Source organism: Dinoroseobacter sp. S76, from assembly GCF_049801095.1.
Classification (GTDB): Bacteria; Pseudomonadota; Alphaproteobacteria; order Rhodobacterales; family Rhodobacteraceae; genus Dinoroseobacter.
This window is the reverse complement of the sequence record NZ_JBNAGH010000009.1, coordinates 1-23,540: the sequence shown is the minus strand read 5'-3', so window position 1 is coordinate 23,540 and position 23,540 is coordinate 1. Positions and strand designations below refer to the sequence as shown.

Here is a 23,540-nt window from a genome sequence, read left to right as displayed (position 1 = left end):
CACGACATGACGCCGATCCGCCCCGTGCGGGTCGGCGTCCGCGTTCAAGCGAAGGGACCCGGTCATGGCCAAACGCGACTACTATGACGTCCTCGGCGTGTCCAAAGGGGCGTCTCCCGACGAAATCAAGAAGGGCTTTCGCAAGAAGGCCAAGGAGCTGCATCCGGACCGCAACGCGGACAACCCGAATGCGGAAACCCAATTCAAAGAGGCCAATGAGGCCTATGACATCCTGAAGGATCCCGACAAGAAGGCCGCCTATGACCGCTATGGTCATGCAGCCTTCGAGAACGGCACCGGGGGACCGCGCGGACCGCAAGGCTTTGGCGGTGCGGGCCAGGGCGATTTCGCCTCCGCCTTCTCGGACGTGTTCGAGGATCTCTTCGGCGACTTCATGGGCGGTCAGCGCGGCGGCGGCGGACGGCAACGGGCCGCACGCGGCTCGGACCTGCGCTACAACCTGCGTATCGACCTCGACCAAGCCTATCGTGGCCTGCAAAAGACCATCTCCGTCCCCGGCAGCGTAGCTTGTAGCGCCTGCGAAGGGACCGGGGCCGAAGGCGGCGCGGAGCCTGTGGTCTGCCCGACCTGCTCCGGCATGGGCAAGGTGCGCGCCCAGCAGGGCTTCTTCACCATTGAGAAGACCTGCCCCACCTGCTCCGGCGTCGGCCAGATCATCAAGAACCCCTGCCCGGTCTGCCGCGGCGCGGGACGCGAAGAAAAGACCCGGTCTCTCAGCGTGAACATCCCGGCAGGTGTCGAGACCGGCACCCGGATCCGGCTGGCAGGCGAAGGCGATGCGGGGATGCGCGGCGGCCCGTCCGGCGACCTCTACATCTTCATCGAAGTGCAGGAGCACGCGATTTTCCAGCGCGACGGCCTGGACCTCTTCTGCCGCGTGCCGGTGAGCATGTCCTCCGCCGCCTTGGGCGGCGACGTGGAAGTGCCCACGATCGATGGGGGCCGCAGCCGGGTGAAGATCCCCTCGGGTTCGCAATCCGGCCGGCAGATGCGCCTGCGCGGCAAGGGCATGCCCGCCCTGCGCGGAGCCGGAACCGGCGATATGTTCATCGAACTGGCTGTCGAAACCCCGGTCAACCTGACCTCTCGCCAGCGCGAATTGCTTAAGGAATTCGAGGCGGAATCGCAGGATAACCAGCCCGAAACCTCCAAATTCTTCAAAACCGTGAAGAATTTCTGGGACGGGATGAAGAGTTAACTCTTCGGAAACCATCGCGGGGCAGGCTACGGCAATGTCCCGCAACCGCGCCTTTCACGAAGCCCCGATGCCCCTCTTTGCTGAGGGGCAGGTGCCTCCGCAGCGCGCGAAACCCGCGCCGCAACCCTCCTATATCAAGGATCACCGCAAGCGCTTGCGGCAGCGGTTCCTGGAAGGGGGTGCTGATGCGGTACCCGATTACGAGCTTCTGGAGTTGGTCCTGTTCCGCGCCATCCCCCGACAGGATGTGAAGCCGCTGGCCCGGCGGTTGATCGAAACCTTTGGCGATTTTACCCATGTGCTCGCCGCCCCCCTGCCCCGGCTTCTGGAGGTGGATGGGGTGGGCGAAGCGGTCGCGCTGGAGCTGAAGATCGTCGAGGCAGCGGCCCACCGCCTTGCCCGTGGCAAGGTGCTCGACCGGCCCGTTGTCTCCAGCTGGGACGCCCTGCTGGAATACTGCCAGACCGCCATGGCGCATTTGGATCGGGAGCATTTCCGGGTGCTCTATCTCGACAACAAGAACGTGCTCATCGCCGATGAAGCCCAAGCGCAGGGCACAGTGGATCATGTGCCCGTCTATCCGCGCGAGATTGCCAAGCGCGCGTTGGAGCTCAACGCCTCGGCCCTGATCCTTGTGCACAACCACCCCTCGGGCGACCCGACACCCTCGGAACAGGACATCACCATGACCTACGCGATCCGCGACGCGGCAGAGGTTCTGGGTCTGCGCCTCCACGACCATCTGGTGATCGGCAAGTCGCGCGAGGTCAGTTTTCGATCCGAAGGCTATCTGTAAGCGGGCGCTGCCAGAGATCAATCCGACGGTTCATCTCAGCCGCCCAACGGTCTTCGGAACAGGCGATGGGCAAGGCCGCGCCCATGGCAATTACATCCATCGCCAGCGCGGGACGATTCCCGCGCGCCTCGGCCAAGTCAATCCGGGCCTGTTGCGCATCGGCCTGTGCTTGCGCGACCGTATCCGCATAGGCTACCATGACCAGCTCCGCATTCGGTTCAAACTGGGCGAGGACATCCAGCGCCCGCTCTGACAAAGCACGCAAGTCACGACGCGTAGCCGCGGGTCGGAGGCTCAGTCCCAACTGGTCGGCCCCTTGCAGTGCGCGCGAGAGCGTCTGCAACACTTGTAGCTCCTCCGCACTGGCCTCCGCCATGGCACGGAACACCCGTTCCGCGACACTGGACTCGACCACCCGCGCATTGGGCAGCACATAGCCTGCACGTTGCAGAACCAACGCAGCATCGGGCGTCTCCAGAAACGCCAGAAACGCCAGCAAATCCAGTGGCATACGACGATCCGGCGCATAGATCGCAAGGGGAAAGGTCCAAGGGTAGCGGCCCAGAGCGACACCGGTCGTGCTGGGCGCATGGGTCAGACCACAGCTCCCCACAATCGGCAGGGCCTGCGCCGGACCCCGGCGGGAGAGCGGCAGAAGGCCGAGCCCCGAAGGCTGATCCCGCAAAACCGCGGCAAGATCGGCACCATTCTCATGGTAGGTCACCGGCGCACCGGGCGAGGCGCCGGTGTCATCCAACTTGGCCAGATCCTCCCCATGGGCCCGGGCATGGAGCCGTAGCGGGGCAGCCGGATAACCAAGACCAGCCCAGTCCGGGCGGCGGTTGTACCAAAGCGCGCGAAAGCCCTCCGCTGTGATCGCCTGCGATGGGCGGCGCGGGGATGTTGCGGCAACCAGTGCGTCAAAGGCGAGGATCCGCTCCTGATCCAGCGCGGTCAGGTCCCCGATCCCCGCATCTTGCGCGATCGCCATCTCATCCGATGAGACCAGACGGTCGCTCAGAACCAGATCGGCCTCCCCCACCGCGAGATCCGCAAACCCCTCAGCGGGTAGCGCAAGACGCACCCGTACGGTGAACCATTGGGGTGTCTCGGCATTGCCGAGCTCAAAAAGGATATGGCTGTCATCGACCGCCTCGCGGGTCAAAGGCAGGTCACGCGCGCGGGCATAGGCCTGCAGCAATGCCGGGAGCAGAACGCTCCCCGGTCCATGGGCCGCGGTCACCGCAAACCCCGTGGTTTCATTGGGCGCCGGACAGCCAGCCCCGGCACATGTGACCTGATCCGCGGACAGGGTCAGCAGACCGTGCTCCGCCTCTATCTGAAAATAGGTTCCGTCAAACGCCCGCAGGTCTCCGGTCACGGCAAATCCGTCGGACCGAGAGGTGAGTGTCACCGTCTCGGCCTGCGCAAGGGCGCCTCCGGCTGTGAGCGCGATCAGGCCGAGGCCGACCGCGCGCCACATCCTCAGGTGTAGCGCCCGTGGCAATGCTTGAACTTCTTGCCGGATCCGCAGGGGCACGGATCATTCCGGCCCGGATTGCCCCAGGTGCTCGGATCGTCCTCGACAAAGCCTTCCATGGCCGGACCCTCAGCGCCCGCGGTTTGCAACGCCGGTTGCGCCTGCGCCTGGGCAGCGGCCGCAGCGGCGGCCTGCTGTGCCGCGATCTGCTGCATCATCGCCTGCTGCTCTTCTTCGGTGAGCGGACGGATCTTACCAAGCTTGTCGGTGATCTCGACCCGCAGACTGTCGAGCATGCCTTCGAAGAGCTGGAACCCCTCGGTCTTGTACTCGTTCAGCGGATCCCGCTGGGCATAGCCCCGGAAGCCGACAACCGAGCGCAGATGCTCCAGCGTCAGCAGATGCTCGCGCCACTTCTGGTCGATGGTCTGCAACAGGACCTGCTTTTCGATCCGCCGCATATTGTCGACGCCGAATTGCGCGGTCTTGGCAGCCATGAACTCATCCGACGCACGCTCCAGACGCTCGCGGATTTCCTCGTCATCGACACCCTCTTCATCAGCCCAGCGGATGACCTCGGTATCGACGCCGACCTTTTCGAGCACCGCCGCATAAAGCCCCTGAGCATCCCACTGATCTGCATAGGTTTTCGGCGGGATGAATTCGTCCACCAGATCATCGATAACCTGGTGGCGCATGTCGCGGGTGATCTCTGCGACATCCTCGGTTTCCATGATTTCCATGCGCTGCGAGAAAATCGTCTTGCGCTGGTCATTCATCACGTCGTCGAACTTGAGCAGTTGCTTGCGGATGTCGAAGTTGCGGCCTTCGACCTTCGCCTGCGCCTTCTCGAGCGATTTGTTGACCCAAGGATGCACGATGGCCTCGCCATCCTTCATACCCAGCGAGCTCAGCACCTTGTCGAGACGCTCGGACCCGAAGATCCGCATCAGGTCATCTTCGAGCGACAGGAAGAAGGAGGACCGGCCCGGATCCCCTTGACGACCGGAGCGGCCGCGCAGCTGGTTGTCGATGCGACGGCTCTCATGGCGCTCGGTGGCCAGAACGAAGAGGCCACCGGCGTCGAGCACCTTCTGCTTTTCGTCCTGCACCTCGGCTTCGATCTTGGTCCGGATCTCGTCCGGGTTGGCATCCGGCGTCTCGGCCAGCGCCTGCAGCACGCGCATTTCCACATTGCCGCCAAGCTGAATATCGGTGCCGCGACCGGCCATGTTCGTGGCAATCGTCACAGCGTTGAGCTTGCCCGCATCGGCAACGATCTGGGCCTCTTGCTCGTGCTGACGGGCGTTCAGGACGTTATGGGGCACGCCCTCCTTTTTCAGAAGTTGGGCGAGGAATTCCGACTTCTCGATCGAGGTCGTACCCACGAGGATCGGCTGCCCCTTTTCATGGGCCTTCTTGATCGTCTCGACAATGGCGTCGAACTTTTCTTTGACCGTGCGATAGATCTGGTCGTGCTCGTCTTCGCGCTGGATCGGCCGGTTGGTCGGCACTTCGACCACGCCCAGCCCATAGATCTCGGCAAATTCCTCGGCCTCGGTGGAGGCCGTCCCGGTCATGCCACCAAGTTTGTTGTAGAGGCGGAAATAGTTCTGGAAGGTCACCGAGGCGAGGGTGACATTCTCCGGCTTGATCTCGACGCCTTCCTTGGCCTCGAGCGCCTGATGCAGTCCTTCGGACATGCGGCGACCCGGGGTCATCCGGCCTGTGAACTCGTCAATCAGCACGACCTCGCCATTGCGGACGATGTAGTGCTGGTCCTTGAAGAAGATCTTATGCGCCTTCAGACCCTGGTTCACATGGTGCACGATGGTCGTGGATTCCGGATCATAGAGCGACTGCTCTTCCGGCAGGATCCCGGCCTCGTGCAGCTTCTCTTCAAGAAACTCGTTGCCTTCATCGGTGAAGGTCACGCCACGGGTCTTTTCATCCAGCGTATAGTGCTCTTCGGTCAGGGCGGGGATGATCTTGTCCACGGCCGTATAAAGTTCGGACTTGTCCTGGCTCGGGCCGGAGATGATCAGCGGCGTCCGCGCCTCGTCGATCAGGATCGAATCCACCTCGTCCACAATCGCGAAGTTGTGACCGCGCTGGGACATCTGGCTCAGCTCGGATTTCATGTTGTCCCGCAGATAGTCGAAGCCCAGCTCGTTATTCGTCGCATAGGTGACATCGGCGGCATAGGCCTTGGACTTCTCGTCCTCGGCCTGGAACGGCACGACAACGCCGCAAGTCAGCCCGAGCTGGGCATAGACCTTGCCCATCCATTCCGCATCGCGGCGGGCCAGATAATCGTTCACGGTGACGATATGCACGCCCTTGCCGGTCAGCGCATTGAGGTAGGCCGGCAGGGTCGCCACGAGGGTCTTGCCCTCGCCCGTCTTCATCTCGGAGATATTGCCCTGATGCAGGAAGATCCCGCCCATGAGCTGCGTATCAAAGGCCCGCAGACCCAGCGCCCGGCGCGCGCCCTCACGGGCATTGGCAAAGGCCTCCGGGAGCAGCGCGTCGAGGGACTCGCCATTCGCGATCCGCTCTTTGAACTCGGCGGTCTTGGCGATCAGGCCCGCATCGTCGAGCGCTTTGAACTCATCTTCCAGCGCGTTGATCTTGGCCACGAGGGGGCGAACGGATTTGACCTTGCGATCATTGGGGGTCCCGAAGACCTTTTTGGTGATGGTTCCAAGACCCAGCATTGTCGATATCGTACTCCGGTTGCGGCCCTATCGACCGTTCGTGATCCTTGCCCGAAGCTCCGCGCTTGCCCACGCCTCGGGTGCGGCTTACAAACGGCATCTGAGACGGTGCGGCCACACGGCCCCCGGGGACATACCGCACTTAAGGGGCGGGCCCGAAACTGTCAATGTGGCCTTGTAGACAAGGCAAAAACGCCGCTAACGCGTGCGCAACAGGAGACGCCTTCGTGAACATCATCAGCACCCCCCTCGCCCGGCTCGCGCTTGGGATGACACTGCTCTTTCCGATCTCGGCTCAGGCCCAGGATGCGAGCACCGTTCTGGCCACGGTCGGCGGGGAAGAGATCACGCTCGGGCATGTGATTGCGGTGGCCGATAGCCTGCCCGCGCAGTTCCAGCAGCTGCCCGATGATCAGCTGTATTCAGGCCTTCTGGAGCAATTGGTGCGTCAGGCCGCGATCGCGCAATCCCTTGGGGATAGCGTGCCAAAGAGCCTGCAGCTGTCGGTGGAAAGCCAACGTTGGGCCCTGCTGGCCAACTCGGTCATTGAAGGCGCCATTGATGCAGCCGTGACCGAAGAGGCCCTTCAGGCGGCCTATAACGAACGCTTCGCAAGCGTCGAGCCGGAGAAGGAATATAACGCGTCTCACATTCTCGTTGCCACCGAGGAAGAGGCGCTGGAACTGATCGCCGAGCTCGAGAGCGGTGCCGATTTCGCCGAGCTGGCGCAAGCCCGCTCCACCGGCCCTTCGGGTCCCAATGGCGGGTCCCTTGGCTGGTTCGGCAAGGGCATGATGGTCCCGCCCTTTGAGGCCGCCGTGCTCGCCCTGGAGCCGGAATCCATCTCGCCGCCGGTTCAGACCCAGTTTGGCTGGCACGTGGTGCGGCTGAACGAAGTGCGTGACGCAGGCGCGCCCAGCCTCGAAGAGGTTCGCGAGAACCTGGAAAGCGAACTGAGCGAAGCCGCGGCACAAGAGGTCGTGGACTCTCTGGTGGCGGCGGCGGATATCACCCGCTCCGAGGTCGAGATCGATCCCGCCCTGATCCGCGACACCAGTCTTCTGGACTAAGCCCCATGCGCCGGAACACGTCTCGCCGCGCGCGCTGGCACCAGTCCGCGCGGCTGCGCAAAGCCCTGCGCGCGCAGGAGGCGCCTGCGGGGCCGGTGGTCTCTCCGCTCGCGCCGCCCGCCATGCCGGAACTGCCGGAGATTGCCGGGCTGCGCCTCGCGACCTGCGCGGCGGGGATCAAGTATCGCAACCGCGATGATGTGATGCTGGCGGAGCTTGCGCCCGGTTCCGTCGTGGCGGGTGTCTTCACCCGCTCCGCCACGCGGTCAGCCCCCGTGCTCGATTGCGAGGCAAAGCTCGCGGCGGGTGCGGATCTGGACGCGGGCGCTGCAATCCTCGTGAATGCGGGCAATGCCAATGCCTTCACCGGCAGCGCGGGCTCCGGCACGGTCGAGGCGGTGACAGAGGCGCTGTCCGAGACCCTCGCAGTGCCGGTGTCACGGATTTATACCGCGTCGACGGGTGTGATCGGCGAGCCCCTGCCCCATTCCAAGATCGTGGACAGGCTCGCGGATCTGAAGGCCGGGTTGCGTGCCGATGGCCTGCGCGACAGCGCCCATGCGATCATGACGACCGACACCTATGCCAAGGCCGCGACGGCGACGGCGCAGGTCGCCGGGACCGAGGTAACCGTGGCTGGGATCGCCAAGGGCTCTGGTATGATCGCGCCCGATATGGCGACGATGCTCGTCTACGTCTTCACCGATGCAGTGATCACCCAGCCCGCGCTGCAGACGCTGGTGTCGCGCCTGAATGCCAGCAGCTTCAATGCGATCACCGTGGATGGCGATACCTCGACTTCGGACAGCCTGATTTGCGCCGCGACCCGCGCTGCGGGTCATCCGCCGATCACCGACCCGGACAGTCCCGAAGGCGCGGCCTTTGCCGAGGCGCTTGGCACTGTCTTCCACGATCTCGCCCAACAGGTCGTCCGCGATGGCGAGGGCGCGACCAAGCTGATCGAAGTGCGGGTCACCGGTGCCGCGAGTGATGCGGATGCCTGGGCCGTGGCACGCAGCATCGCAAACTCGCCGCTCGTCAAGACAGCCGCGGCTGGTGAGGATCCGAATTGGGGCCGTATCGTCATGGCCGTCGGCAAATCCGGCGCGCAGGCGGATCGCGACCGGCTGACCATCCGGTTTGGCGGTATCCTCGTGGCCGAGGCCGGTTGGGTCGCAGCGAGCTATACCGAGGAAGACGGCGCCGCCTATATGCGCCGCGAAGAGATCACGATCCACACGGATCTGGGCCTCGGGAGCGGCGCGGCGACCATGTGGACCTGCGATTTCACGAAACGCTATATCGAGATCAACGCGGACTATCGCTCATGAAGATCATACTGGTGTCTGCGGTCGCCCTGGTAGACGCGGATGGACGGGTTCTGCTCGCGCAACGCCCCGAGGGAAAGTCCATGGCAGGGCTCTGGGAGTTCCCCGGCGGCAAGGTCGAACCGGGGGAAACGCCCGAAAACTGCCTGATTCGGGAGTTGCGCGAAGAGCTCGGGATCGAAACCTGGGACAGTTGTTTGGCGCCGCTCACTTTCGCGTCGCATACCTATGCAGATTTCCACCTTCTCATGCCTCTTTTTGTCTGCCGCAAATGGGATGGCATCCCGAAACCTGTTGAGAATCAGGTTCTTAAGTGGGTCGAACCGAACAAGCTGCGCGACTATCCGATGCCGCCAGCGGACATCCCACTTATCCCGATTTTACGCGATTGGCTGTGACTCCGTAAACAATTCGCCCAATTTGTGACCTGCCGCCGAAATTTTAGTAACGTTTTTGTGGCAGTTTTTAGATGAATCAAACCGTTATGAATGCTATATGTGTCTGGCACTACACTGGAGACACACATGCTTCGTACCATCACTCTCGGGAGCTGCGTTTCCATCCAAGGTCTTTTCGTGAAGACGTTGGATAACGGTCGGATTGTCGTGCGTGTGGGAACGCGCACGTTTGAAGGTTTGCCGATCGGACACGCAGCCTAACGGTTACGCGATTCAGAACGGAAAAAGGGTGGCCTGAACAGCCACCCTTTTTTAATGCCGTGTTGGTGCGACGGGGCCCCCGTGATCCGGGGGCCGTGCCGATCAGTCGAGGCTGCGCTCGACCTCTTCGCGCTCGAAGATCTCGATGACATCGCCGGGGCGGATATCGTCATAGTTTTCGAAGGCCATGCCGCATTCCTGACCGGACTGCACTTCCTTGACTTCGTCCTTGAAGCGCTTGAGCGTCTTGAGCGTGCCTTCGTGGATAACCACATTGTCCCGCAACAGACGCACGCCGGCCGAGCGCCGTGCAACACCATCGGTGATGAGACAGCCCGCGACCTTGCCGACGCCGGAGACCTTGAAGACCTCCTTGATCTCGGAATAGCCGATGAACTTCTCGCGGATCTCCGCAGAGAGAAGCCCGCTCGCCGCCGCTTTCACGTCGTCCACGAGGTCGTAGATCACCGAGTAGTACCGGATCTCCACGCCCTTTTGCTGGGCCGCGTTCCGCGCGGGCGCGTTGGCCCGGACGTTGAAGCCGAAGACCGGCGCGCCCGAGGCTTCGGCCAGACCGATATCGGATTCCGTGATCGCGCCCACACCTGAGTGGAGCACGCGCACGCGCACCTCGTCGTTCCCGATCTTCTCCATCGCCTGAACGATGGCCTCGGCAGAACCCTGCACGTCGGCCTTCATAACGATGGGCATCTCGGTCACGTTCTCGTCGGACTTGGCTTTCGCCATCAGCTGTTCGAGCGTCGTGGCGGCCCCGGCTGCGGCACGCTTCTCTTTCGCGGCGTTCTCGCGGTATTCCGCGATCTCGCGCGCTTGCGCTTCGGTCTCAACCACGTTGAGCACGTCGCCCGCTTCGGGTGTGCCGTTCAGGCCCAGAACCTCGACCGGAACCGACGGACCCGCTTCGTTCACGCGCTCGCCCTTGTCGTTGATCAGCGCGCGGACCTTGCCCCACTGCTCACCCACAACGAAGATATCGCCGCGCTTCAGCGTGCCCTTCTGCACCAGAACGGTTGCCACCGGACCCCGGCCCACATCGAGCTGAGCTTCGATCACGGCACCTTCGGCGGCACGATCCGGGTTAGCGGTCAGCTCGAGGATCTCGGCCTGCAGCGCGATCGATTCCAGCAGCTGGTCGAGACCGGTGCCGTTGATCGCAGAGACCTCCACATCCTGCACGTCGCCCGAGAGCTTCTCGACGATCACTTCGTGCTGCAGCAGATCGGTCCGCACCTTGTCCGGGTTGGCCTCGGGACGGTCGATCTTGTTGATCGCGACGATCATCGGAACCTGCGCCGCCTTGGCGTGGTTGATGGCCTCGATGGTCTGCGGCATCACCGCGTCATCGGCGGCAACCACGAGGATGACGATATCCGTCACCTGCGCACCGCGTGCCCGCATCGAGGTAAAGGCCGCGTGGCCCGGCGTGTCGAGGAAACTCAGCTTCGTGCCATCGTCGGTCTGCACCTGATAAGCGCCGATATGCTGGGTGATCCCGCCAGCTTCGCCCGCAACCACCTTGGCATTCCGGATCGCGTCGAGCAGCGAGGTTTTCCCGTGGTCGACATGGCCCATGACCGTGATGACCGGAGGACGCGGCTTGAGATCGGCCTCGTCATCTTCGACCGCATCAATCACGTCTTCCACATCGGCGTCAGAGACGCGCACGACCTTATGGCCGAACTCTTCGATGATGAGTTCCGCGGTATCGGCGTCGATGGACTGGTTCTGCGTGACCATCATGCCCATTTTCATGAGCTCTTTGACCACGTCGGCCACACGCTCGGCCATGCGGTTGGCGAGCTCCTGGACCACGATGGTCTCGGGCAGCTGCACGTCACGGACGACCTTCTCGCGTTCCTGGCTCCCGCCCATGGCCTTGCGGCGTTCGCGTTCCTGCTTGCGCTTCATGGCCGCGAGGGATTTCTGACGCCCACCATCGCCCGAGAGCGCCTGGTTCAGGGTCAGCTTGCCGGACCGGCGACGGTCATCGCCCTTGCCCTTCTGTTCCTTGCGGGGCTGCGCGCGATCATTGCGATCCTTGCGCGCGCCAGAGGAGGGCTTGGCCCCACCGCGCCCGGCCTCGGCCGCCTGGGCCGCTGCGGGATCGACAGGCGCCGGATCATTGGATTTCGCCCGGGCTGCGGGCTTGGCCGCTGCAGCCGCTTCGGCTTTCTTGCGAGCCTCTTCTTCCTCGGCACGCTGGCGAGCCCGCTCGGCGCGCTCCTGCTCTTCGCGTTCCTTGGCTTCGATCTCGGCCCGACGGCGCGCGCGCTCTTCCTCGCGTGCCTTTTCCTCGGCGGCGCGACGCGCGGCTTCTTCGGACTCGTTGGCCTTCGCCGCGCGAAGTGCGCGCAGGCGGCGCTCCATCTCCGCATCGGTGGCTCCGCCCGGCTTCTTGGGATCGGCGCCGCGGCCGCCCCCAGACGCACCCGGCTTCGGCACCAGAACGCGCTTGCGCTTGGTTTCGACCACAACGTTCTTGGTCCGGCCATGGCTGAAGCTCTGCTTCACCTGACCTGTCCGGGACCCGCTGCGGAGACCGAGTGTTTTCTTGCCGTCTGTATCGCTCATACGCTTGTCGTACCCTTTCCGGCGGCGGACCCGCCGTCATCGTTTTCGCGGACGCCTGCAAGCCGCGTGGCTTCCTCTACAACACGCTTTGTGAGTCCGCCAGCCGTTAAGGCGCCATGTATCACACTATCGCGGCCAAATGCCAAACCCAATTCCCGGGCCGACAGCCAGCCGATATAGCTTGCCGGGCCATCTGGTGGCCGCAGCTTCGATTTGCCCCGTTCAGAGCCGTCGGCGGCCTGCAAAAGCACGACCGCCTGACCGGTATCCAGGGCGCCGCGAACCTTCTCGAATCCGCAGATCGCCTGTCCGGCCTTCCGCGCGAGCGCCAAGAGCGACACCACACGCGCCTGAAGTTGGTCTTCGACCTGCGCCACCAGATCGTCCGGCGTCTTCACCGGCGCCTTGGCGGCGCGCGGGAAGAGGTTCTTGGCCACCGCGCGGGACAGAGCCGCGCGCTCTGCCTTCACCCACATGCCCCGGCCGGGCAGCTTGCCCGCGAGATCCGGAACCACCGCGCCCTCGGGACCGACGACGAAGCGGACCAGCTCTGCCGTGGGCAGGATATCACCTGTGGCGATACATTTCCGCGTCGTTTCCGCCGCGCGGTCCTTTTGTCGCCCACCCCGGGTCATGGCTGCGCCCGTGCCTGCGCTCAGGCCTGGGCTTCCTCCTCGGCGGAACCGTCGATCTCACCCTCTTCGGAGATCTCCTCTTCCTCGGGCTCGAGATCCGCCGGATCGACCCAGCCGAGCTGGACCCGGGCGGTCATAACCAGAAGCTGAGCTTCCTCGAGGGACACATCGAAGGGCTCGAGGACACCGTCATCCTTCACCCGCTCGCCATCGATGGTGGTCCAGCCGCCGGCCAGTTCCCAATCCGCGCAGGTCGCGAAGTCTTCGAGGGTTTTCACACCGTCCTTGGCCAGAGCTTCCAGCATTTGGGGTGTCAGGCCTTCGAAGTCAACCAGGCTGTCCTCGACACCCAGTTCGCGGGCGCGGGCCAGGGCCTGTTTCGCCTGCTCTTCGATGAACTCGCGGGCGCGGGTCTGGAGCTCTTCGGCGGTGTCTTCGTCGAACCCGTCGATCACCAGAAGCTCGTCCTGATCCACATAGGCCACTTCCTCGAGCGAGGTGAAGCCTTCGGAGACCAGAAGCTGCGCCAGCACCTCATCTACGTCGAGCGCGTCGACGAACATGTTGGTGCGCTCGGCGAACTCGGCCTGACGGCGCTCGGATTCCTGCGCCTCGGTCATGATGTCGATGTCGAGCCCGGTGAGCTGCGAGGCCAGACGCACGTTCTGACCCCGGCGACCAATGGCGAGGCTGAGCTGCTCGTCGGGCACCACGACCTCGATCCGCTCGGCATCTTCGTCCAAAACCACCTTGGAAACCTCGGCGGGCTGCAGCGCGTTCACGAGGAAGGTCGGCTGATCCTCGTTCCACGGGATGATGTCGATCTTCTCGCCCTGCAGCTCGTTGACCACCGCCTGCACGCGAGAGCCCCGCATACCGACACAGGCCCCGACCGGGTCGATGGAGTTGTCATAGGAGATCACGGCGATCTTTGCGCGCGAGCCAGGATCCCGGGCCACGGCCTTGATGTCGATGATGCCGTCATAAATCTCGGGCACTTCCATCTTGAAAAGCTCGGCCATGAATTCCGGCGCGGTGCGGCTCAGGAAGATCTGCGGCCCGCGCACTTCGCGGCGCACATCTTTGATGAAGCAGCGGATCCGGTCATTCGGACGATAGCTCTCGCGGCCGATCTTCTCGTTCCGGCGCAGTACGCCTTCGCCCCGGCCAATATCGACGATGACATTGCCGTATTCCTCGCGCTTGACGACACCGTTGATGATGGTGCCCGCGCGGTCCTGGAATTCCTCGAACTGGCGATCCCGCTCGGCTTCGCGGACCTTCTGCAGGATGACCTGCTTGGCCGACTGGGCGGCGATCCGGCCCATCTCCACGGGCGGCACCTGATCGACGATGGTGTCGCCGACCTTGGGATCGTCGAGATAGGGCTTGGCCTGCTCAACGGTCAGCTCGGCCTGATAGTTCTCAAGCTCTTCATCCTCGACCACGGTGCGGACGCGGGTGAAGGTCGCCACACCGGTCTTGCGGTCGATGGACACGCGGATGTCCATCTCCGAGCCATAGCGGGACTTGGCCGCCCGGGCGAGGCTCTCTTCCATGGCCTCGATCACCAGAACGGGATCGATCATCTTTTCGCGGGCCACGGCTTCGGCGGTCTGCAAAAGCTCCAACTGGTTGGCGGAGGTGATTGCCATTCGTCTCTCTCCCCTTACGCGGTGTTCGCGGGTGGTTCATCATCGCCGTCGATGATGGTCTGGATTTCGTCAAACTGGGTTTCGTCCACCTGGCCTGCATCCTTGCGGCCTTTGAGGACATCCCGGATCAAATCGTCAGTCAGCACAAGTTTGGCGTCGCTCAGCCAATCGAATTGCAGGCCGATCGTGCCTTCCTCGATCTCGATCAGCACTTCGCCGTCTTCGGTCCCGGCAATATTGCCCTTGAACCGGCGGCGGCCATCGATCAGCTCGGTGGTCTCGATCTTGGCCTCATAGCCCTGCCACATGTCGAAATCCTTGAGCCGCGTCAGCGGGCGGTCGATGCCCGGCGAGCTCACTTCGAGCGTGTAGTTGTCCTCGATCGGATCCTCCACATCGAGGGTCGCCGATACGGCCGTCGAGATCGCCGCGCAATCATCGACCTCGATCCCGCCTTCGGGCTTCTCAGCCATGATCTGCAGGGTGCGGGTCTTGCCGCTCATCACCCGCAGGCGCACAAGCTCATAGCCCATATCCTCGATCACCGGGGCCACAATGGCCGCGATGCGCTGATCGAGCGTGGTTTTGGCAATCAGATCGGTCACAGGATCGGTCGGCCTTTCTCGGCAGGTCTGGTCGTTGGAAACAAAAAAACGGGCCCTGCGGCCCGTCGGATCAGATCGGTGGAGGCTTCGGTTTGGACCCGCAGCCGCCGCTGTTGAGGGCGATATACGCTCGAATCCCCTCCGGGACAAGCCCCGAGACGCTCAGGCGTTGAGATCTTCGAGCAAACGCCCGTGTTTCTTGGTCTCGGTCAGCAGATCGGCAAAGGTTTCGATCCCCTTGGCCTGCAGCATCGGCAGGAATTTCAGGAAAACCTCGGTCGTGGCCAAGGCATCGCCCAGCGCCGTGTGCCGCGCCTCTTCGGGGATGGTGACATGCAGCCTGTCAGCGATCGCATCCAGCGAATGCTCCGCCGTTTGGCCATAGATCACCGCCGAGAGGAGCACCGTATCGAGCACCGGGTGATCGAACCGCGCGCCCATCTCGCCCTGTTTGCGATAGAAGAAGGCCATGTCAAAGGGCGCGTTATGGGCGATCAGGACCGCGCCATCCGAGAAGTCGTGGAACGCCTTGCCCGCCGTCAGGAAGTCCGGCGCGTCCTGCACCATGGCATCGGTGATCCCGTGGATATTCGTCGCCGAGAGCGGGATCGGGCGGTTCGGATTGACCAGCGTGTCAAAGACCTCGGTCTTGACCATCTTGCCATTCACCACCCGGCAGGCGGCGATCTGACAGACCTCATCGCCGCGATCCGGCAAAAGGCCCGTCGTCTCCGTATCGAAGATCACGTATTTCAGATCGTCGAGGCGATGCTCCATCACATCCCGGGAGGGGCGCGCATGGAGCAGGTCGAAATCGAACGCGGTCTCCCGCGGGATCGAGATCGGCTCGGCGCAGGGCGCATCGGCCAAAGGCGCCTCGCGCAGGGTCAGGATGTAGCCGGGCTCGACCTCGCTATCGGGGAGCGGTTCAACCAGCCGCATGCCCACGCCCAGACGCAACCGCCCCTCGTTGAGCTCAAGCCGCATATCGGCGCAGGCCTCCCGGGGCTGCGCGATCAGCTGGGCATAGGCTGCCTCGACCGGGGCGGCGTCGAGCACCGTGGCGAGCGAGCGGTCGAGCCCAATCCCGCCCAAGGGCTCCAGCAGGGTCCGGGCCCGGCCATTGTAGAAGACCACTTGATGATGGGCATTGCAGAGCACGACACCCGTGGGCAGATCACAAAGAAGCGCCTCAAGATGGCTCTTCTCCGCCGAGAGCAGCGTTGTTTCGCGCATCACGGCCTGCGCCAGCCCGTTCTTCATGTCAGAGAGATTGGCGGTGACGGCCGCCGCCGCCGGCGCGAGATCGCCCAGATATTTCGCCGAGCCTTGATCGAGATCGCGCTCCACATCCGCATGGGCCCGGGCGCGCATATCCGTGGCGAGGTTCTCCAGCGCCTTGGCGACATTCTCGTCAAAGAGCAGCCAGACCCAGGTCACCAGTGACAGGATCACGAACCCCGCCACCGCGCCGCTCGTCACAAAGGCGGACAGGGCGTCCGCATTGCCCAATTGGCGGTAGCCCAGAAACAGAGCCCCCGCGACGGCCAATACGGCCCCCCCGGCCACAAAGGCAAAAAACAAAAACACGCGCAGTCGTAAACTTAGTGTCTCCAACATCGCACTCCCCCTTCAAATCGTTAGGTGCACACAGCCTCCAACAGGGGATCGTCCGCCTCCACGGCGATCCAGTCTGCGTTCACCAAAGCTCCCACTTCATCAAATTCGATACCGTCGGCGAGATCCGCGCGCCTTGACTCAACGCAATCGACCACCACCGGGATCTCGGCGCCGGGTGCCCAACGGCCCATGAAAACAACGGGCACCATGACCTGCTCCGGCACATTCTCGTTGCGGCGGATCCGGGCCTTGTCCACGGCCGCAAAGCGATCGACGAAAGGCGTGACATAGGTCCAGGGGCGGTAGACTGCCTGGGACTCGTTCGTCGAGATGATCTCGATCCCCTCGGGCAGTTGCGCCAGCGTGCGCGGGTACCAGTTATACTCGCTCCAGATCGTGAAACCGATCATCGCCAGCCCCGCACCCACGGGCAGCACGGCCCCGGGCAGGCGCCGCCCAGTCATGGCATTCACGATCAGGATCAGACCGGCCACACCGAAGCCGATGACGAAGGTCGCTATGAGTTCCAGAAACATCCGCGTCTTTCTCTAGGTAACCGCCCCACGGCCAGAGCCGACGGCGGATTGCATGGTCCGGATCACCACAAAGGCGTCCCGCAAGTGACTGCGCTCGAAATCCGAGAGGCTGGTCGGGGACATGTAATTGTCCGGCTTCTCGCCCGCGCGCACTTGCCGAGCTTGGTGCTGAAGCCGGGATTCCGCAATAAGGTCATAGGCGTCGAGCAGATCCGCCGCCCCGGAGGTGGAGATCACCCCGCTCTCCTTCGCGGCCTCGAGACGCGCGCGGGTGTTCACCGCCGTAAGCTGGGCCTGCAGGGCATAGACCCGGCCCAGATCCACCACCGGCACGACACCATTATGCTTGAGGTCGAGCTGGTTCTTGTGCTCGCCGGATTTGATCGTGGCAAACCCGCGGAACATGCCGAGCGGCGGCGTATGCTTCAGCGAGTTGGCGATCATATGGGTGACGAAGATGCTGTTGGCCGAGGCCGCCTTGAGCGTCGCGCCCTGCAGATCCTCGAACAGGCTCTGCTCTCCGCCGATCCCGCGCAGGTCGAACATGACCGAGGCCAGCATCTGCGCCTCATTGTCGGGCTTGGCGATCCATTTCTGGAAATAGGACTTCCACACCCGGAGCGGCTGACGCCAGCGATCCGCGGTGGCCATCATGTCGCCCGGACAATAGATATAGCCCGCCTCGTTCAGGCCATCGCAGACGAACTCGGCAAGCGCCTTGAAATAAGCATCCATGCCGGGCGTCATGGCATCATCGATGATCAGGCAATTGTCCTGATCGGAGACGCCGGTCTGCTCCTGCCGACCCTGACTGCCGCAGGCGAGCCAGAGATAGGGGACGGGTGGCGGGCCGAGACTGTCCTCGGCCAGGCTCAGCAGCCGCCGCGTGGCTGCATCGGCGATATCCGTGATCAGCCGGGTCACCACCTCATGGGGGTTGCCCGCGCCGACCAGCTGCGCGAGCAGCTCCGGCAGGCGCTTTGTGACCAGCGCAATCTCCGCCGGGGTCTTGGCATAGACAATGTCATGGACGAGCTGCGCCGAGGAAAGCGCCTGAAACCGGATCAGATCGGTCTGTGTGACAATGCCGACCAGAGCGCCTTTGTCGGTGATGGGCAGATGGCCAATCTTGCGCTCCAGCATGGTGTGCAGCACGTCCGATCCCAGCGCGTCGGGCGACAGGGTGATCGGATCGCGCGCCATCAGGTCCGAGACCGGGTCATCGCTGGCGAGGCCATCGGCCACAACGCGGGTCATGTCGCGCACGGTCAGGATCCCGGCCAAACGCCCGCCCTCCATCACCGCGAGGGACGAAACCCGCTTGGAATGCATCAGATGGGCGGCCCGCTCGATCGTGGCATCGGCGGTGATCCCGAGGACCTGCTTGGTCATCAGCTCCGAGATCCGGGCCGTGGCCAGATCGGTCTTGCGGACATCCGAGCCGCGGGAGCGGTCAAAGAACTTGGCGATGGCCGGATGGGCCTCGATCAGCTCGTGATAGACCTCGGCAGGCACCACGAGCAGCTCTGCATCGCTGGCACCGGTGGCGGTGGTCACGGCCAGCCCATCGCGCGCCAATCCGCGCTCGCCAAAGCTGTTGCGGACCCCCAGATGAGAGATCTGCGCGCCGGTCTCATCGGCAATCGCAACCTCACCGGCGGCAATCACATAGACGCCGCGCAAGGTCTCTCCGAGGGCATAAATCGTGTCCCCGGCGGCAATCTCGACCCGCTCGACACGGCCCGCAAGGGCGGCCAGTTCGGCTTCAGTCAGACTGTCATAGGGGTGTACATGGGCGAGGAACGCCTGGATCTTCGTCAGGTCTTGCAACATGTTGCGCGCTCGTCAGCTGTAACTGAGGAAGAATGCGCCCCGACCTGAAACAGGCCGGGACGCAAGGATTTGGGGTGGGATGAGACCGGGTGGGCCGGTCCCATCCAGGGGAGGAGCTTAGTGATCGACGGCTGCGCCGGCACCCTTCGGGATGCGCACGCTTTCGACGAGTTGGACGATATCGTCCGGCACCGGATCCGTCGCTTTGGACACGAAGTAGGCCGTCGCGAAGTTCAGAGCCGCACCAACCGCGCCGAACGAGGTCGACTTGATGGTCAGCAGAAGCGGATCAGCATCGGAGAAGCTGTTGGTGCCCGGGATGAAGAACCAACCCTTGTGCAGGAAGATGTAGATCAGCGTGGTCACGAGACCCATCAGCATGCCGGCAACCGCACCCTTGTTGTTGATGGTCTTCGAGAAGATACCCATCATCAGCGCAGGGAAGAGCGATGCAGCCGCCAGACCGAAGGCCAGAGCCACGGTTTGCGCCGCAAAGCCCGGCGGGTTCAGACCCAGATAGGTGGCCACACCAATGGCAACCGCCATCGAGATCCGCGCCGTCAGCAGTTCGGCTTTCTCCGACATGTTCGGGGTCAGCTGACCCTTGAAGAGGTCATGAGACACCGCCGAGGAGATTGCGAGCAACAGACCCGCCGCCGTGGACAGAGCCGCAGCCAGACCACCCGCAGCGACCACCGCGATGACCCATGCCGGAAGCTGAGCGATCTCGGGGTTGGCCAGCACGAGGATGTCGCGGTTCACGCTGAGCTCGGAGCCCTGCCAGCCATTGGCAGTCGCCGTGGCCGCAAACGCGTCGGACTTGTCGTTATACCACTGGATCTGGCCGTCGCCGTTCTTGTCTTCGAACTTCAGGAGGCCGGTGACTTCCCAGTTCTTCATCCAATCGGGGCGTGCTTCATACTCGAGCGGCTGAGCTTGGGTGCCGTTCGGGTACACGGTGTCGATCAGGTTCAGACGAGCCATGGCGCCAACCGCCGGAGCCGTGAGGTACAGCAGGGCGATGAAGATCAGCGTCCAGCCAGCGGACCAACGGGCGTCGGCCACTTTCGGGACGGTGAAGAAGCGCATGATCACGTGGGGCAGACCCGCGGTACCGATCATCAGCGAGATCGTGAAGAGCAGCATGTTCAGCGTGTCGGCATGGTGGCCCGTGTAGGACGCGAAGCCGAGCTCCTGAACCACCTGGTCCAGCTTCTGCAGCAGCGGCTCACCGGAGGCGGTGTGCTCACCAAAGAGGCCCAGACCCGGGATCGGGTTGCCGGTCAGCTGCAGCGAGATGAAGATCGCCGGGATGGTGTAGGCGGTGATCAGCACGCAGTACTGAGCAACCTGGGTGTAGGTCACACCCTTCATCCCACCGAGAACAGCGTAGCAGAACACAACGCCCGCACCGATGAACAGGCCGGTTGCCACATCCACTTCGAGGAAGCGGGAGAATGCAACGCCAACGCCGGTCATCTGGCCGATCACGTAGGTCACGGAGGCAACGATCAGGCAGATCACAGCCACGAGACGCGCGGTCGGGGAGTAGAAGCGGTCGCCGATGAATTCCGGCACGGTGAACTTGCCGAACTTCCGCAGATACGGAGCCAGCAGCAGCGCCAGAAGCACATAACCACCGGTCCAACCCATCAGGAAGGAGGAGTTGTCATAGCCGGTGAAAGCGATGAGGCCCGCCATCGAGATGAACGAGGCCGCAGACATCCAGTCCGCCGCTGTCGCCATACCGTTGGTGACCGGGTGAACGCCGCGACCCGCAGCGTAAAACTCAGATGTGGAACCCGCACGGGCCCAGATCGCGATGCCGATGTAAAGCGCAAAGGTCGCGCCAACCACCAGCAAGTTCAGGGTAAACTGATCCATTGTTCCGTGTCCCTCGGATTACTCTTCGACGCCGTATTCTTTGTCGAGGCTGTTCATGCGCCAGGCGTAGAAGAAGATCAGTGCCAGGAATACGAGGATCGATCCCTGCTGGGCGAACCAAAAGCCCAGGTCTGTTCCTCCCACCGCGATGCCCGAAAGCAACGGACGCAGTAGAATGCCAAATCCGAACGACACGAGCGCCCAGATTACGAGGCAGATTTTCACAAGGCGAATATTGGCCGCCCAGTAGCCACTATTGTCAGAATTGTCCGACACGACTCTCTCCCTTTCCAAAATCAGGAAGACGCCCCTGCGTGAGGCGCTCCCATGGGTTATCCCAAAACACGCTTAACGATAGTCTCAAGCGAGGATGCAACCTCATCGATCGCCGCCATGGCATTGATCTCGGTCAAACTGCGCTTTTTGTCGTAGTAGGTGATCAGGGGTGCCGTCTGGGCGTGATAGGCCTTCAGCCGCTCCCGCACCGTCTCAGCGTTGTCGTCGGCACGACGCTTCATGTCCGTGCCGCCGCATTTGTCGCAAGTGCCTGCAATTGCAGGCTTCTTGAACGTATCGTGATAGCCTTCGCCACAGCTTCCGCAGGTGAAACGGCCAGAGATCCGCTCCACCATCGCCTCGTCATCCACGGCGAGCGAAATTGCCGCATCAATACCTTGGTCGGAGGCCGCCAGCATCTCGTCCAGCGCTTCGGCCTGGGCCGTGGTGCGCGGGAAGCCGTCGAGGATGACCCCGGCCTTCACATCGTCTTCGGCCAGACGGTCCTTCAGGATCGCCAGAACGATCTCGTCAGACACAAGCCCACCGGATTCCATGACAGCCTTGGCTTCCTTGCCCGCCTCGGTTCCTGCCGCCACAGCCGCGCGCAGAAGGTCGCCCGTGCTGAGCTGAACCAGACCGAATTTCTCCTCGAGCATCCGGGCCTGGGTCCCCTTGCCGGCCCCCGGAGGGCCCAACAGGATGACATTGACGGTTTTCGCGGTTGTCAGAGTTGCACCATCCATCTCGATTACCCCTGCTTATTCATTCTGTTTTCGATGAGGTCATCGACGACGGAGGGGTCTGCGAGTGTTGAGGTGTCTCCGAGGGCTCCGAAGTCGTCTTCGGCGATTTTGCGCAGGATGCGGCGCATGATCTTGCCGGAGCGGGTTTTCGGCAGGCCCGGGGCCCATTGGATCAGGTCCGGGGCGGCGATCGGGCCGATCTCGGTGCGGACCCAGGTGCGCAGCTCCTTGCGGAGCTCCTCGCTGGGCTCTTCGCCGTTCATCAGCGTCACGTAGCAATAGATGCCCTGGCCCTTGATCTCATGCGGGTAGCCGACCACGGCGGCCTCGGCCACCTTGGCATGGGCGACCAGCGCGCTTTCGACTTCGGCGGTGCCCATCCGGTGGCCCGAGACGTTGATCACGTCATCGACCCGGCCGGTGATCCAGTAATAGCCATCCGCGTCCCGGCGGCAGCCATCGCCCGAGAAGTAGTAGCCCTTGTAGTCGCTGAAATAGGTCTTCACGAAGCGCTCATGGTCGCCGTAAACCGTGCGCATCTGGCCGGGCCAGCTGTCCTTGAGGCAGAGCACGCCCTCGCATTCGGTCGTGGTGATTTCCTCGCCCGTGGTGGGCTCGAGCACGACGGGCTGCACGCCGAAGAAAGGCGTGGTGGCCGAGCCGGGCTTCAGGGCCGTGGCCCCGGGCAGCGGCGTCAGCAGGTGACCACCGGTCTCGGTCTGCCACCAGGTGTCGACGATCGGGCATTTGCCCTTGCCCACATGGTCATTATACCAGTTCCAGGCCTCGGGGTTGATCGGCTCGCCCACGGTGCCCAGCACTTTCAGGGTGCTCAGATCGCATTTCTCGACGAATTCCGGCCCCTTCGCCATCAGCGCGCGGATCGCGGTGGGGGCGGTGTAGAACTGGGTGACCTTGTGCTTGTCGCAGACCTCCCAGAAGCGGGACGCATCCGGATAGGTCGGCACGCCCTCGAACATCACCGTGGTGCCGCCATTGGCGAGCGGGCCATAGACGATGTAGCTGTGGCCCGTGACCCAGCCCACATCGGCGGTGCACCAGTAGATATCGCCCTCATGCACGTCGAAGACGTATTTCTGGGTCATCGCCGCATAGAGCAGGTAGCCACCCGAGCTGTGCACCACGCCCTTGGGCTGCCCGGTGGAGCCGGAGGTGTAGAGGATGAACAGCGGATGCTCGGCCTCGACCTCGACGGGCATGTGGTGGTCGGAGGCCTCCATGGCCATCTCGTTATAGTCGAAATCGCGCCCATCGACCCAGGTGGTCTGACCGCCGGTGCGCTTCACGACCAGCATCTTGACGCTGTCCTTGGTGTGCAGCAGAGCCGCATCGGCGTTGGATTTGAGCGGGGTCTGACGGCCGCCGCGCGGTGCGTAATCGGCGGTGACCACGACCTTGGCATCGGCGCCGTTCACACGGGCGGCCAGGGCGTCGGGGGAGAAGCCCGCAAAGACGATCGAATGGATCGCGCCGATCCGCGCGCAGGCGAGCATCGCATAGGCCGCCTCGGGGATCATCGGGAGATAGAGGATGACCCGGTCGCCCTTGCGCACGCCCATCTCCTCGAGAACATTGGCCATCTTGCAGACCGAGGCATGCAGCGCCTTGTAGGTGATGTGCTGGGCCGGCTCCTCGGGATCATCGGGCTCGAAAATGATCGCCGTCTGATCGCCGCGCGTGGCCAGATGCCGGTCGATGCAATTGGCCGCCACGTTCAGCGTGCCGTCCTCGAACCACTTCACATGCACATCGTCATGGGCAAAGGACGTGTCCTTCACCTTGGTGTAGGGCTTGATCCAGTCCAAAGACCGACCATGCTCCCCCCAAAAACCCTCAGGATCAGAAACCGACAACGCATACATCGCGTC

Annotated in this window: 18 protein-coding genes; 5 read left to right on the top strand and 13 right to left on the bottom strand. The window is 63.3% G+C overall.

The annotated features are described in order from the left end of the window. Positions 1-64: 64 nt before the first annotated feature. Positions 65-1,219 (top strand): molecular chaperone DnaJ, encoded by a 1,155-nt coding sequence (gene dnaJ, locus ACP153_RS19085; RefSeq protein WP_424972606.1) that lies wholly within the window; start codon positions 65-67, stop codon positions 1,217-1,219. A 34-nt stretch (positions 1,220-1,253) separates the two neighbouring features. Further along, positions 1,254-2,015: a RadC family protein gene (gene radC, locus ACP153_RS19080; protein WP_424972605.1), complete on the top strand. Its 762-nt coding sequence runs from the start codon at positions 1,254-1,256 to the stop codon at positions 2,013-2,015. Here the strand turns inward: radC and ACP153_RS19075 are convergent. Both ACP153_RS19075 and secA read right to left on the bottom strand, forming a co-directional pair. Then, a complete protein-coding gene (locus ACP153_RS19075) occupies positions 1,987-3,498 on the bottom strand; it encodes a hypothetical protein (protein ID WP_424972604.1) in 1,512 nt (503 codons plus the stop codon). The genes radC and ACP153_RS19075 overlap by 29 nt on opposite strands. Before the next feature lie 2 nt (positions 3,499-3,500). Further along, the gene (secA, locus tag ACP153_RS19070; RefSeq protein WP_424972603.1) at positions 3,501-6,212 is read right to left on the bottom strand and encodes a preprotein translocase subunit SecA; all 2,712 of its coding nucleotides are present in this window, start codon (positions 6,210-6,212) and stop codon (positions 3,501-3,503) included. A 227-nt stretch (positions 6,213-6,439) separates the two neighbouring features. On the opposite strand from secA, the gene ACP153_RS19065 reads away from it, so the two are divergent. The 3 genes from ACP153_RS19065 (at position 6,440) to ACP153_RS19055 (ending at position 9,008) form a co-directional block, all read left to right on the top strand. Beyond that, positions 6,440-7,282, top strand: a complete 843-nt coding sequence (locus ACP153_RS19065; RefSeq protein ID WP_424972602.1) for a peptidylprolyl isomerase — start codon at positions 6,440-6,442, stop codon at positions 7,280-7,282. 122 nt (positions 7,283-7,404) lie between these two features. Then, the gene (argJ, locus tag ACP153_RS19060; protein WP_424972672.1) at positions 7,405-8,613 is read left to right on the top strand and encodes a bifunctional glutamate N-acetyltransferase/amino-acid acetyltransferase ArgJ; all 1,209 of its coding nucleotides are present in this window, start codon (positions 7,405-7,407) and stop codon (positions 8,611-8,613) included. Beyond that, entirely contained in the window at positions 8,610-9,008 is a 399-nt protein-coding gene (locus ACP153_RS19055) for a (deoxy)nucleoside triphosphate pyrophosphohydrolase (protein WP_424972601.1), read from the top strand. The genes argJ and ACP153_RS19055 overlap by 4 nt, the downstream gene beginning before the upstream one ends. Before the next feature lie 363 nt (positions 9,009-9,371). On the opposite strand, the gene infB is transcribed toward ACP153_RS19055, so the two are convergent. From infB to acs, 11 genes are all read right to left on the bottom strand, one after another. Beyond that, positions 9,372-11,861: a translation initiation factor IF-2 gene (gene infB / locus ACP153_RS19050; protein WP_424972600.1), complete on the bottom strand. Its 2,490-nt coding sequence runs from the start codon at positions 11,859-11,861 to the stop codon at positions 9,372-9,374. Beyond that, positions 11,858-12,496 carry an RNA-binding protein gene (locus ACP153_RS19045; protein WP_424972599.1) on the bottom strand — a complete coding sequence of 213 codons (639 nt, stop codon included), beginning with the start codon at positions 12,494-12,496 and terminating at the stop codon, positions 11,858-11,860. The genes infB and ACP153_RS19045 overlap by 4 nt, the downstream gene beginning before the upstream one ends. Before the next feature lie 20 nt (positions 12,497-12,516). Further along, positions 12,517-14,151: a transcription termination factor NusA gene (gene nusA / locus ACP153_RS19040; protein WP_424972598.1), complete on the bottom strand. Its 1,635-nt coding sequence runs from the start codon at positions 14,149-14,151 to the stop codon at positions 12,517-12,519. Positions 14,152-14,165: 14 nt separating this feature from the next. Further along, positions 14,166-14,756 carry a ribosome maturation factor RimP gene (rimP, locus tag ACP153_RS19035; protein ID WP_424972597.1) on the bottom strand — a complete coding sequence of 197 codons (591 nt, stop codon included), beginning with the start codon at positions 14,754-14,756 and terminating at the stop codon, positions 14,166-14,168. A gap of 162 nt (positions 14,757-14,918) precedes the next feature. Further along, positions 14,919-16,376 (bottom strand): exonuclease domain-containing protein, encoded by a 1,458-nt coding sequence (locus ACP153_RS19030; RefSeq protein WP_424972596.1) that lies wholly within the window; start codon positions 16,374-16,376, stop codon positions 14,919-14,921. A 20-nt stretch (positions 16,377-16,396) separates the two neighbouring features. Beyond that, entirely contained in the window at positions 16,397-16,912 is a 516-nt protein-coding gene (locus tag ACP153_RS19025; protein ID WP_424972595.1) for a hypothetical protein, read from the bottom strand. Between the two features lie 12 nt (positions 16,913-16,924). Next, entirely contained in the window at positions 16,925-18,745 is a 1,821-nt protein-coding gene (locus tag ACP153_RS19020; protein WP_424972594.1) for a putative nucleotidyltransferase substrate binding domain-containing protein, read from the bottom strand. 117 nt (positions 18,746-18,862) lie between these two features. Further along, a complete protein-coding gene (locus ACP153_RS19015; RefSeq protein ID WP_424972593.1) occupies positions 18,863-20,629 on the bottom strand; it encodes a sodium:solute symporter family protein in 1,767 nt (588 codons plus the stop codon). A gap of 18 nt (positions 20,630-20,647) precedes the next feature. After that, on the bottom strand, positions 20,648-20,905 hold the full coding sequence (locus ACP153_RS19010) for a DUF4212 domain-containing protein (RefSeq protein WP_424972592.1): 258 nt from the start codon (positions 20,903-20,905) through the stop codon (positions 20,648-20,650). A gap of 56 nt (positions 20,906-20,961) precedes the next feature. Beyond that, positions 20,962-21,651, bottom strand: a complete 690-nt coding sequence (locus ACP153_RS19005; protein WP_424972591.1) for an adenylate kinase — start codon at positions 21,649-21,651, stop codon at positions 20,962-20,964. 5 nt (positions 21,652-21,656) lie between these two features. Further along, positions 21,657-23,540: acetate--CoA ligase (gene acs / locus ACP153_RS19000; protein ID WP_424972590.1), on the bottom strand; the 1,884-nt coding region annotated here is incomplete at its 5' end.